Below are 12,085 nucleotides of genomic sequence, written 5' to 3' on the forward strand. Positions count from 1 at the left end.
GCTTGGGTTTTTAAGAAACCCTAAACTTGGCTCAGCAATCTCAAATGACTATGTGATTTCTCGCATGGCCACTTGTGATGCTGATAATCTTGGCGACTACCAGTCCGTACTCACAAGCACCCACACGAATTGCTTGATTCAATTTGTTAAAGAGCGTTTGGCTGAGAGCGTTTCGTCTCAACCGAGGCGCGCATTCTACGCTTTCCTCATTTGCTGTCAAGCGTTTATTTTGAGGTTTTTAACGAAGAACTCGTTTCACTTCAAACACTTGACTCGCTGCGATCTCTCGTAGCGGGAGGCGAATCATACAGCGTTACAACCTGCTGTCAACTGCCTTTTTCACCGCTGCCGATCAGATGATCGAAGCACCTCCGCCACCCTCTTCAACAATCAACTCATTGATATTCAAGGAGTTTTTCGTTCCGATGTCGCTGGAAGTGGGGCGCATTGTAAGGGAATCTGAGAGGGCGTCAAGCTTTTATTAAAGAAAGATTTCAGGCCGCCCTCCCCCGCCCCATCAATCGTGGAACACGCCGCCATACCGGGGGAATGCGCAGCACCAGCAGCAAGACTCCGATAGCGGCATACACCGCCCATTCCTTCAGGTCCGAGCGCACGATCCACAGGAAGTGCAACAGCCCCAGCCCGAGAATCACATAGACCAGCCTGTGCAGCTTTTTCCACCGCGCCCCCAGGCGCCGCTGGCTGTAACGGTTGGAGGTAACCGCAAGCGCCAGCAGGCCAAGGAAACCCAAGGCGCCAACAATGATGTAGGGCCGCTTGCGCAGCTCGACGCCGAACTGCCCCCAATCCAGCCCCAGGATGAACACCATGTACGCCGTCATGTGCAGGACTATATAAGCAAAGCACCACAGCCCCAGCTGGCGCCGCACCACAATCCACCCCGACCACCCCGTCAGCCGCTGCAGCGGCGTCATGCCCAGGGTGATAAGCAAAAACACCAACGCCCCCAAACCAAGTCGGTCCATCATGATCTTCCCAGGATCCGGCCCAAGCAGCCCCATGGCAGCTTCATAGAACCACCACAGTGGAAACAGGCACCCCACGACGAAGATCGCCAGGCGAAACCAGGGATAGCGCATCAGTAGTTCTTCCGCAGGTCGAGACCGGTATAGAGCGACGCCACTTCATCGGCATAGCCGTTGAACATCAGCGTATCGCGCACATTGGGACTGAACAGCCCGCTGGGCAAGCGGCGCTCCCGCGCCTGGGTCCAGCGCGGGTGGTCGACCGTCGGGTTGACGTTGGCATAGAAGCCGTATTCGTCCGGCGCCAGCCCCTGCCAGGTGGTCTGCGGCTGCTCCGCCACCAGGCTGATGCGCACGATCGACTTGATGCTCTTGAATCCGTACTTCCATGGCACCACCAGGCGCAGCGGCGCGCCGTTCTGGTTGGGCAGCTCGCGGCCATACATGCCCACAGCCAGAATCGCCAACGGGTTCATCGCCTCATCCAGGCGCAAGCCCTCCACATACGGCCAGTTGATCAGGGCGAAGCCGGAACGCTGGCCGGGCATGCTCTTGGGGTCTTCCAGGGTTTCGAAACGGATGTAGCGCGCCTTCGAGGTAGGCTCGACCTGTTTGAGCACCTGCGCCAAGGGGAAGCCCAACCAGGGAATCACCATCGACCAGGCCTCCACGCAGCGCAGGCGGTAGATCCGCTCCTCGAGCTGGTAAGGCTTGATGAAGTCCTCCAGCGCATAGCGCCCGGGCTTGGCCACCTCACCATCGACCACCAGGCTCCAGGGTTCGGTCTTCAGACCGCCGGCATTGGCCGCCGGATCGCCCTTGTCGGGGCCGAACTCATAGAAGTTGTTGTAGTGGGTGGCGTCCTTGAACGGCGTGATCGCTTCGCCACTGACGGTGACCGCCTGCCAGCGGGTGCTGACCAGCTTGTCGCTGAACCAGCCGGGGGCGGCACCGCCCTCGACATCGGCATAGCGGGACACCTCGGCAGCCGCGCCCAACCGCGGCAACGCGCCCAGGGCCACGCCCGCCAGGCCTGCGCCTAGCAAGGTGCGACGGGAGAAGTAGATGGATTCGGGGGTGATCTCCGAGGCTTTGCAGTCGGATGGTCGGGGAAGCTTGATGAGCATGGCGGCTCCACAGTACGGGTCACTGATGTACACGTAAGACTATGGAGCCTGCAGGTTATTCCGCGATTAAATCCTTGTCAGGATTTACGACGGCGCGCCCGCAACAGGAACTGGATCGGCCCCGATGCAGCATAGGCAAGGAAGATCAGCAGCAGGATGCGCGGCGGATCGCTGAACACCACGGCGAACACCAGCACCACGGCGAGGATGGCGACGAAGGGCACGCGCCCCTTGAGGTCGAGTTCCTTGAAGCTGTTGTACTTGATGTTGCTGACCATCAGCATGCCCGCGGCCGCCACCAGCAGCGCCACCAGGAACGACAGCTTGGAGCCCTGGATGCCGTAGTCGCTGAACGCCCAGACGGTACCAGCCACCACGCCGGCCGCCGCCGGGCTGGCCAGGCCGATGAAGTAGCGCTTGTCGGCGGTGCCGACCTGGGTGTTGAAACGCGCCAGGCGCAGCGCGGCGCCGGCCACATAGATGAAGGCGACCATCCAGCCGACCTTGCCCATGTCCCCCAGGGCCCAGCCGAACGCCAGCAACGCCGGGGCCACGCCGAAGGCGACCATGTCCGACAGCGAGTCGTACTCGGCGCCGAAGGCACTTTGCGTATTGGTCATGCGGGCCACGCGGCCATCGAGGCCGTCGAGGACCATGGCGACGAAGATCGCGATGGCGGCGAAGGCGAAATACTTGCTCGCCTCCCGTGGATCACCCGCGCTCAGGGCGCTCTGCGCGCTCATCGAGCTGATGATGGAATAGAAGCCGGCGAACAGGTTCGCGGTGGTGAACAGGTTGGGCAGCAGATAGATACCGCGGTGACGCACCTTGCGCCCTTCGGCGTCGTGACCTTCTTCAACGTGCTCATCGACAGGTAGCAGGCTTTCGGCGTCGGAGGGCTTGTTCGGCTCTTCGGGACGTTCGCTCATGAAAAGTACCTTGCAACAGGGTGGAATATGTTCGACATGGGCTCGGCAAAACCGTTCTAACAGCGAGCCACTGGTCGCTTTATACCAGAAGCTGACCGCGCAAACGAAAAAACGCGGCCGAAGCCGCGTTTTTCATTTATCGACGCAAGACTCAGTTCTTGGTCTTGTCGACGATCTTGTTGGCCGAGATCCAAGGCATCATCGAACGCAGTTGCTCGCCGATGATTTCGATGCCGTGGGCGGCGTTGTTGCGACGCTTGGCGGTCATCGAAGGATAGTTGGTGGCGCCTTCGCTGATGAACATCTTCGCGTACTCGCCGTCCTGGATGCGCTTGAGGGCATTGCGCATGGCCTTGCGGGATTCTTCGTTGATGACTTCTGGGCCGGTGACGTACTCACCGTACTCGGCGTTGTTGGAGATCGAGTAGTTCATGTTGGCGATACCGCCTTCGTACATGAGGTCGACGATCAGCTTCAGCTCGTGCAGGCACTCGAAGTAGGCCATTTCCGGGGCGTAGCCCGCTTCGACCAGGGTCTCGAAACCGGCCTTGACCAGTTCCACGGTACCGCCGCACAGAACGGCCTGCTCACCGAACAGGTCGGTTTCGGTCTCGTCCTTGAAGGTGGTTTCGATGATGCCGGTACGGCCGCCACCGACGCCAGCGGCGTAGGACAGGGCGACGTTCTTGGCGTTGCCCGAGGCGTCCTGGTAGACAGCGATCAGGTCAGGGATGCCGCCGCCCTTGACGAACTCGGAGCGCACGGTGTGGCCCGGGGCCTTCGGCGCGATCATGATCACGTCGAGGTCGGCACGCGGAACGACCTGGTTGTAGTGGATCGAGAAGCCGTGGGAGAAGGCCAGGGTGGCGCCCTTCTTGATGTTCGGCTCGATCTCGTTCTTGTACAGCTGGCCCTGGAATTCGTCCGGGGTGAGGATCATGACCAGGTCGGCAGCGGCGACGGCGGTAGCCACGTCAGCCACTTTCAGGCCGTGGGCTTCTGCCTTGGCAACGGTGGCCGACCCTTTACGCAGACCGACGGTAACGTCCACACCGGAGTCCTTCAGGTTGCACGCCTGGGCGTGACCTTGCGAACCGTAACCGATGATGGCGACTTTCTTGCCCTGGATGATGGAAAGGTCGCAGTCTTTGTCGTAGAAAACTTTCATGAAAATACCCCTGTTATATCTCGGCCCCAGCGGAGCCATCGCTAGTTTTTGAAGTTAGATGCTGAGCACTTTGTCGCCACGGGCAATGCCGGTGACGCCACTGCGCACGGTTTCGAGAATCGATGCGGTGCCGATGGCCTGGATGAAGCTGTCCAGCTTGTCGCTGGTGCCGCTCAGCTGCACGGTGTACACGCTGGCGGTCACGTCGACGATCTGGCCACGGAAGATATCCGTGGTGCGCTTGATTTCGGCGCGCTGGGCACCGGTGGCCTTGACCTTGACCAGCATCAGTTCGCGCTCGATGTGGGCGCTTTCCGACAGGTCCACAAGCTTGACCACTTCGACCAGCTTGTTCAGGTTCTTGGTGATCTGCTCGATCACCTCGTCATGGCCAACGGTGGTCAGCGTCAGACGCGACAAGGTCGGGTCTTCGGTCGGTGCCACGGTCAGGCTTTCAATGTTGTAGTTGCGCTGGGAGAACAGACCGACCACGCGAGACAAGGCACCGGGTTCGTTTTCCAGCAGCAGGGAGATGATGTGCCGCATATCAGGTACGCTCCGTCTTGCTCAGCCACATGTCACGCATCGAGCCGTCCTTGATCTGCATCGGATAGACGTGCTCGGTCCGGTCGACCGCGATGTCGATGAACACCAGGCGGTCCTTCATCGCGAAAGCCTCTTCCAGCTTCGGCTTGAGGTCCTTCAGGCTGGTGATGCGGATGCCCACATGGCCATAGGCCTCGGCCAGCTTGACGAAGTCCGGCAGCGACTCGACGTAGGAGTGCGAGTGGCGACCGTTGTAGGCCATGTCCTGCCATTGGCGGACCATGCCCAGCACACCGTTGTTCAAGTTCACGATCTTCACCGGCAGGCCGTACTGCATGCAGGTGGACAGTTCCTGGATGTTCATCTGGATGCTGCCTTCACCGGTGACGCAGGCCACGTCCTGGTCAGGGAAGTTGAGCTTGATGCCCATGGCCGCCGGGAAACCGAAGCCCATGGTGCCCAGGCCACCGGAGTTGATCCAGCGGTTGGGTTTGTTGAAGCGATAGTACTGGGCCGCGAACATCTGGTGCTGGCCCACGTCGGAGGTGACGAAGGCATCGCCTTTTGTCACTTCGCACAGGGTCTCGATCACCTGCTGCGGCTTGATGAGGTTGCCGTCGCCCTTGTCGTAGGGGAACAGTGCACCGTCGCCGCGCCATTCGTCGATCTGCTTCCACCAGGCATCCAGCGCCGCCTTGTCGGGTTGCTCGCCGATCTCCTTGAGGATGGTGAGCATCTCGCTCAACACGCTCTCGACCGGGCCGACGATCGGCACATCGGCCTTGATCATCTTGGAGATCGACGCCGGGTCGATGTCGATGTGGATGATCTTGGCGTTCGGGCAGAACTTGGCCGGGCCGTTAACCACGCGGTCGTCGAACCGCGCGCCGACGGCGAAGATCACGTCGGCGTGGTGCATGGCCATGTTGGCGGTGTAGCTGCCGTGCATGCCGAGCATGCCGAGGAACTGGCGATCGGTGCCCGGGAAGCCGCCGAGGCCCATCAAGGTGTTGGTGACCGGCAGGTTCAGCGACTTGGCGATTTCGGTGAGGGCTTCGGAGCCGCCGCCGAGGATCACGCCACCACCGGAGTAGACGATCGGGCGCTTGGCCGCCAGGAGCATCTCGGCCGCCTTGCGGATCTGCCCGGAGTGACCACGAACAGCCGGGCTATACGAACGCAACTTGACCTTTTTCGGGTAGATGTACTCGAACTTCTCGGCCGGGTTGGTCATATCTTTGGGAATATCGACCACCACCGGGCCGGGACGGCCGGACTGCGCAAGATAGAAGGCTTTTTTCAGGACTTCGGGGATTTCCGAGGCGTGCTTGATCATGAAGCTGTGCTTCACGATCGGCCGGGAGATACCGATCATGTCGGTTTCCTGGAACGCGTCGGTGCCGACCATGGTGCTGGGCACCTGGCCAGACAGGATGACCATCGGAATGGAATCCATGTAGGCGGTGGCAATGCCGGTAATGGCATTGGTCGCGCCCGGACCGGAAGTCACCAGGACCACGCCGGCCTTGCCGGTGGCACGGGCGTAACCGTCCGCCATATGGGTGGCAGCCTGCTCGTGACGGACCAGGATGTGCTGGACTTCCGGTTCCTTGAACAGGGCATCGTAAACATGAAGGAGAGCACCGCCAGGGTACCCGTAGATGTGCTTAACGCCTTCGTCACGCAAGAAGCGGACGACCATCTCAGCGCCAGATAAAAGCTCCACGTTGTTCACCTCTAAAACGCCAGAATACCGCCCTCACTGAGCGGGTCTTAATAGGTTTACTGCCAAGCAGAGCATGAGCGAACGTCAGCACTGACTGAGCAAGTATTGGGAGTGCCCTGGTGTGTTGCGGGCCTTCCCACCCAGCGCGAGGTAACGCGTTGCGGGGTGTTACAAGTCGGCGCGGGTGTGCGCCTCATGATCTGCTTAGCGGGTCTGCTTCTGGCAGTCCCTCTACAGCGGAATCTGGATTCTTGTGATTCGGCGCGCACAAGTCAAGAGAAATTATTGCCAATTTTTCCGCAAGATGAATCTCCGCCACCACTAAAAAGGCCGGCAGCAGCAGATATAAGAAGATTTTCATAAAAAAGGGCCACAATCTGCGGCCCTTGATGGAAAAAGAGAAGAAATCAGGCGGAGGGGCTGATCAAATGGTCGAATGCTGCCAACAGGCGCCGTAGCTCGCGGCTTTGTTCCGGACGGTCGACAAACACCGTCTCGGCCATGACCAGGATGCCCGAGGCATTGGGCAGCGGGTGACCGTGCTCGAGAATCAGTTTCATCCGCGGCAGGAAGATCCACTGCAGCCACTGCTCGAAGGCCATGCTGTCGACGGCGAACGGCACCACGCTGGCCAGCGCCTCGGCGCTGGGCGTGGCATCACTCCACCAACCTTGGACCTTGAGCTCGCGCTCGATCAGCAGCAAGTGGTCGGCGATATCGAGGATGCGCTGCTCCATCACAGGTTGACCCGCGCCTTCTGCCGCGCCAGGGCGGCACCTGCGCTGTCACCTTGCTTCTCGCGGGCCTGGGCGATGGTGTTCCACAGCTGGGCCTGCAGGTCTGGGCGACCGTTGGCGTAGGTCAGCGCACGGCGTGCCAGTTGCTCGGACTGCGCCGCATCGCCCTGGGACAGGCGCACCTGAGCCAGGCGGAACAGCACCTGCGGCTCACGCGGGGCGATGCGCTGGGCACGCTCCAGGCTCGACGCGGCGCCGTTGAAGTCGCCACTGCCCTGCTGCTGCTGGGCGGTGGTCAGCAGCGCCAGCACCGGGCCGTCGAGCTGTTCGTCGGCGGACAGGCCGCCGCCGGACGTGTTGCCACGCGGGATACCGGTCGGGGCACTGGTCACCGGCGCCGGATTGCTCATCGAGGCGATATCGAACGGTTCGTCGGCGATCGGGTTGGGGTTGGTCGTGATCGGGCCGCTGCTGACCGGGCCCGGGGTGATCGGGCCGGTGCTGATCGGCGCCGGCCCGGTGCCTGCCGGGAACGACTGGATCGGCGCGCCGCCGGTCCCTTGCGGGATCATCACGGTGACGCCGGAGTCTTCCGGCAATGACTGGGCCTGGCTGCTGCCACCGCTGGTCGGATAGGCCGACGTGCGGTTGGCCGAGACGCGCTCGCTGTTGGAGACCCGGGTGCTCGAATCGACCACCGGAATGTTGCCACGCGGGACGCTGGCACAGCCGTGCAGCACGGTCACTGCCGCCACGGCAGGAATCCACCACTTGTTCACTTCACACCCTCTTCAGAAGCTCGCGCTCAATTCATCCAGCCCTTGACCCAGTCCATCACCTCTTCGGCCGGGTTCTGCTCGCCACCACAGGTGGCGCCAGCGGGTGGTTCACTGCCACGAATATACGGCATCTGCACCGCTCCCGGACAGCTGCCGTCGGAACCCTGGCCGCTGTATGGATCGATCCAGGCCTGCACCACGTTGTCCGGCTGCGGCATGTCCAGCGGCAGCGGGTCGGCCTTCTTCATGAAGCTGGTCCACACCTGCAGCGCGCCGGTGGCACCGGTGAACGGCGTCTTGCCGTTGTCGTCGCGGCCCAGCCAGACCACCGCCAGCAGGTCCTGGCTGAAGCCGGAGAACCAGCTGTCGCGCGAGTCGTTGCTGGTACCGGTCTTGCCCGCCAGGGTCAGCGAGCTCGGCAGCACGCTGTAGACCGAGCGACCGGTGCCTTCGCGCATCACCCGCTGCATGGCGTTCTGCACCAGGTAGATCGAACCCGGATCGAAGGTCTGCTGGATCTGGAACGGGTAGCGCTTGAGCGGCTCGCCTTCGGCGGTGAGCACGCTGCGGATACCGCGCATCGGCGTGTTGAAGCCACCGTTGGCGATGGTCTGGTACATGGTCGCCACCTGCATCGGCGACATGCCGCCGGCGCCCAGCAGCATCGATGGGAACGCCGGCCAGTCGACCTGCACGCCAAGCCGACCGATGGTCTTGATCACGTTGGGCACGCCGACTTCAAGGCCGAGCTTGGCGGTCGACAGGTTGTAGGAATTAGCCAGGCCCTGGTACAGGTAGATGGTGCCGTGAGGGCGGCGATCGTAGTTCTGCGGACGCCACACCTGGCCGTCGCCGCCCTTGACCGAGAACGGCTCGTCCTGCACCCAGCTGGTCAGGGTGAACTTGCTCGGTTGCTCCAGCGCGGTCAGGTAGACCGCCGGCTTGACCAGCGAGCCAATCGGCCGCACGGCGTCGATGGCGCGGTTGAAACCGGCGAAACCCGACTGGCGGCTGCCGATCAATGCCTGCACTTCACCGGTCTCGGGGTTGGTGACGACCATGGCCGATTCCACTTCGTCGGCACCCTTGCGCCCGGCAAGGCGCTTGAAGGTCTCGCTCATGGCGGTCTCGGCCTTCATCTGCAGGATCGGGTCGAAACTGGTGAAAATGCGCAGGCCTTCTTCGGTGAGGTCTTCATCGCGGTAGTCCTGGCGCAGCTGACGCTTGACCAGGTCGAGGAAGGCCGGGAACGAGCTGTCGGCCAGGCTGCCGCGCTTGGTCACGCCCAGCGGCATCTTCTTCGCCGCGTCGACCACCTCCTGCGTGGCCACGCCCTGCTCGGCGAGCAGGTCGAGCACCAGGTTGCGCCGTTGCAGGGCGCGCTCGGGGTAGCGGCGCGGGTTGTAGTAGGACGGGCCCTTGACCATGCCCACCAGCAGGGCGATCTGGTGCAGCTTGAGCTCCTGCAGCGGCTGGCTGAAGAAGAACTGGCTGGCCAGACCGAAGCCGTGCACCGCGCGCTGGCCGTCCTGGCCGATGAACACTTCGTTCAGGTAGGCCTCGAGGATCTCGCGCTTGTCATAGTGCAGTTCCAGAAGCAGCGACATCATCGCCTCGGTCAGCTTGCGGCTGAGGCTGCGCTCGTTGGTCAGGAAGAAATTCTTCACCAACTGCTGGGTCAGGGTACTGCCGCCCTGGCGCATGGCGCCGGAGGAGGTGTTGACCCACACCGCCCGGGCAATGGACTTGGGTGACACGCCGAAGTGGCTGTAGAAGTCGCGGTCTTCGGTGGCGATCAGGGTTTCCACCAGGTAGGGCGGGACCTGGTCGATCTTGATCAGGATGCGGTCTTCAAGGTTCTTCGGGTAGATGCCGCCGATCATCAGCGGCTCCAGGCGTACCACGTCGAGCTTGCCGCCATTGGCGCCGCTCAAGCCCGCGACATAGTCGCCGGAAAAGCGCACACGCACGAACTGCGCCGGCTCCATGCCCTCATAGAACTGGAAGCCACGGGTGTTGAGGTCGACGTTGTTGCCGTTGACCGACGCGGCGCCCGGGCCATTGGCCACGCCTTCGCGGCGATAGCCCAGGGCATCGAGTTCGGTGAGGAAGTCGTTCTTGCTCAGCTTCTGGCCAACGAACAGCTCCAGCGGCCGGGCATACACCTTGGCCGGGATGGTCCAGCGCTTGCCGGAGAACTTCTCCTGGACGGTGGCATCGAGGTAGACCGCGAAGCCGGCGATCACCACCAGGCCGACCAGGCTGAGCTTGAGTGCCCAGCCCAGCCAGGCGCGGGCGCGGCCGGTCGGGCGTTTTTTAGGGGTGCGGGAATTTCGGGTACGTGTCATGGCGGCGGATTATACGCACTTTGGAAAAGGGGGGCAGACGCCCCTCGGCGGTTTGCAGGGACGGCACCATTGACCATAATGTCCGATTCGAATTCCCTGACTCCTGAAGGATGATCCGTGAGCCAAGCCCTGATCAGCGCGCTGCAGAACCCCGCCCTCTATCCGCACCCGGTTGCGGGCTTCCAGCTCATCGAGACGCACATCTCCTGGGTTTTGCTCACCGGCGAGTACGCCTACAAGATCAAGAAGCCCATGAACTTCGGCTTCCTCGACTTCACCGGCCTGGACCAGCGCGGGCATTTTTGTAACGAAGAGCTGCGGCTGAACCAGCGCCTGACCGAAGGCCTGTACCTGGAAGTGCTGCCTATCACCGGCAGCGTCGAGGCCCCGCAGATCGGCGGCGAAGGCCCGGCGATCGAGTACGCGCTGAAGATGCGCCAGTTCCCCCAGAACCAGATGCTCAGCACCCTGCAGGCCAACGGCGAGCTGAACGCCGGCCACATCGACCAGATGGCCCGGCAGATCGCCGAGTTCCACCTGCGGGCGCCGAAAGTGCCGGTCGACCATCCGTTGGGCACCCCGGACGCGGTCATGGCGCCGGTGGAACAGAACTTCGAGCAGATCCGCCCGTTCCTGACCGACAAGGCCGACCTGCAGCAACTGGACAACCTGCAGGCCTGGGCCCAGGACAGCTTCAAGCGCCTGCACGGCCTGCTCGAGGCGCGCAAGGCCAATGGTTTCATCCGTGAGTGCCACGGCGACATCCACCTGGGCAACGCCACCCTGATCGACGGCAAGGTGGTGATCTTCGACTGCATCGAGTTCAACGAGCCGTTCCGCCTGACCGACGTCTACGCCGACGTCGGCTTCCTGGCCATGGACCTTGAGGACCGCGGCCTGAAGTGCCTGTCGCGACGCTTCATCAGCCAGTACCTGGAACTGACCGGTGACTACGAAGGCTTGGAACTGCTGAACTTCTACAAGGCCTACCGCGCCCTGGTGCGGGCCAAGGTCGCACTGTTCAGCCTGTCGCCCGACGCCGACGGCGTGCAGCGCGCCACCACCCTGCGCACCTACCGCAACTACGCCAACCTGGCCGAAAGCTACAGCGCCATCCCTTCGCGCCTGCTGGCCGTCACCCAGGGCGTCTCGGCCGTGGGCAAGAGCCATGTGGCGATGCGTCTTGTCGAGGCCTTGGGCGCGGTGCGCGTGCGTTCGGACGTGGAGCGCAAGCGTCTGTTCGGCAAGCAGTCGGCGGCCGACGCGGGCCAGCTCGAGGCGGGCATCTACGACAAGGAAGCCAGCATCGCCACCTACCAGCGCCTGCATGAGCTGGCGGCGATCATCCTGCACGCCGGTTTCCCGGTGGTACTCGACGCCACCTACCTCAAGCATGACCAGCGCAAGGCGGCGGCGGACGTCGCCAGCGAGACCGGCGTGCCGTTCCTGATTCTCGACTGCCAGGCCCCCGACGCGGTGATCGCCAGCTGGCTGGCCCAGCGCCAGGCCGAAGCCATCGACCCGTCGGACGCCACCCTGGAAGTGATCCAGGCGCAGCAGGCCAGCCGCGACCCGCTGGATGCCGAGGAGCAGAAGCACAGCAAGCGCGTGAACACCCAGGAAAGCGCCAGCATGGACCAGCTGATCGAGCAGATCCGCCAGCACCTGCCCGGCCTTTGAGCCACAAGGCGTGAAGCAGTCGACAGTTCACGCCTGAAGTCAGGCGCCCCTCCAGT

Annotated in this window: 10 protein-coding genes; 1 reads left to right on the plus strand and 9 read right to left on the minus strand. The window is 62.6% G+C overall.

From position 1 onward, the window contains the following. Positions 1 to 494: 494 nt before the first annotated feature. The 9 genes from msrQ to mrcB form a co-directional block, all read right to left on the minus strand. Positions 495 to 1,103: a protein-methionine-sulfoxide reductase heme-binding subunit MsrQ gene (gene msrQ, locus AC25MA_RS02745; RefSeq protein ID WP_028691213.1), complete on the minus strand. Its 609-nt coding sequence runs from the start codon at positions 1,101 to 1,103 to the stop codon at positions 495 to 497. Beyond that, on the minus strand, positions 1,103 to 2,116 hold the full coding sequence (gene msrP / locus AC25MA_RS02750) for a protein-methionine-sulfoxide reductase catalytic subunit MsrP (protein WP_028691214.1): 1,014 nt from the start codon (positions 2,114 to 2,116) through the stop codon (positions 1,103 to 1,105). Before msrP ends, msrQ begins: the two co-directional genes overlap by 1 nt. A gap of 77 nt (positions 2,117 to 2,193) precedes the next feature. Further along, complete coding sequence (pssA, locus tag AC25MA_RS02755) at positions 2,194 to 3,045, minus strand: CDP-diacylglycerol--serine O-phosphatidyltransferase (protein ID WP_028691215.1); 852 nt, start codon at positions 3,043 to 3,045, stop codon at positions 2,194 to 2,196. Between the two features lie 151 nt (positions 3,046 to 3,196). Then, positions 3,197 to 4,213: a ketol-acid reductoisomerase gene (ilvC, locus tag AC25MA_RS02760; protein WP_028691216.1), complete on the minus strand. Its 1,017-nt coding sequence runs from the start codon at positions 4,211 to 4,213 to the stop codon at positions 3,197 to 3,199. 54 nt (positions 4,214 to 4,267) lie between these two features. Continuing rightward, entirely contained in the window at positions 4,268 to 4,759 is a 492-nt protein-coding gene (gene ilvN, locus AC25MA_RS02765) for an acetolactate synthase small subunit (RefSeq protein WP_003250040.1), read from the minus strand. A gap of 1 nt (position 4,760) precedes the next feature. Then, positions 4,761 to 6,485 (minus strand): acetolactate synthase 3 large subunit, encoded by a 1,725-nt coding sequence (locus AC25MA_RS02770; RefSeq protein WP_028691217.1) that lies wholly within the window; start codon positions 6,483 to 6,485, stop codon positions 4,761 to 4,763. 407 nt (positions 6,486 to 6,892) lie between these two features. Further along, entirely contained in the window at positions 6,893 to 7,225 is a 333-nt protein-coding gene (locus AC25MA_RS02775) for a YqcC family protein (RefSeq protein ID WP_069017549.1), read from the minus strand. Further along, a complete protein-coding gene (locus AC25MA_RS02780) occupies positions 7,222 to 8,001 on the minus strand; it encodes a tetratricopeptide repeat protein (RefSeq protein ID WP_028691219.1) in 780 nt (259 codons plus the stop codon). Before AC25MA_RS02780 ends, AC25MA_RS02775 begins: the two co-directional genes overlap by 4 nt. Positions 8,002 to 8,027: 26 nt before the next feature. Continuing rightward, positions 8,028 to 10,349: a penicillin-binding protein 1B gene (gene mrcB, locus AC25MA_RS02785; protein WP_486971772.1), complete on the minus strand. Its 2,322-nt coding sequence runs from the start codon at positions 10,347 to 10,349 to the stop codon at positions 8,028 to 8,030. 117 nt (positions 10,350 to 10,466) lie between these two features. On the opposite strand from mrcB, the gene AC25MA_RS02790 reads away from it, so the two are divergent. Next, positions 10,467 to 12,029: a bifunctional aminoglycoside phosphotransferase/ATP-binding protein gene (locus tag AC25MA_RS02790; protein WP_486971773.1), complete on the plus strand. Its 1,563-nt coding sequence runs from the start codon at positions 10,467 to 10,469 to the stop codon at positions 12,027 to 12,029. Positions 12,030 to 12,085: the final 56 nt, after the last annotated feature.

The organism is Pseudomonas sp. P65(2024), from assembly GCF_057480955.1.

Coding starts and splice junctions, on each gene's coding strand:
- ilvC (WP_028691216.1), bottom strand. CDS start 4,213: ATGAAAGTTTTCTACGACAAAGACTGCGACCTTTCCATCATCCAGGGC.
- msrP (WP_028691214.1), bottom strand. CDS start 2,116: ATGCTCATCAAGCTTCCCCGACCATCCGACTGCAAAGCCTCGGAGATC.
- pssA (WP_028691215.1), bottom strand. CDS start 3,045: ATGAGCGAACGTCCCGAAGAGCCGAACAAGCCCTCCGACGCCGAAAGC.
- mrcB (WP_486971772.1), bottom strand. CDS start 10,349: ATGACACGTACCCGAAATTCCCGCACCCCTAAAAAACGCCCGACCGGC.
- ilvN (WP_003250040.1), bottom strand. CDS start 4,759: ATGCGGCACATCATCTCCCTGCTGCTGGAAAACGAACCCGGTGCCTTG.
- msrQ (WP_028691213.1), bottom strand. CDS start 1,103: ATGCGCTATCCCTGGTTTCGCCTGGCGATCTTCGTCGTGGGGTGCCTG.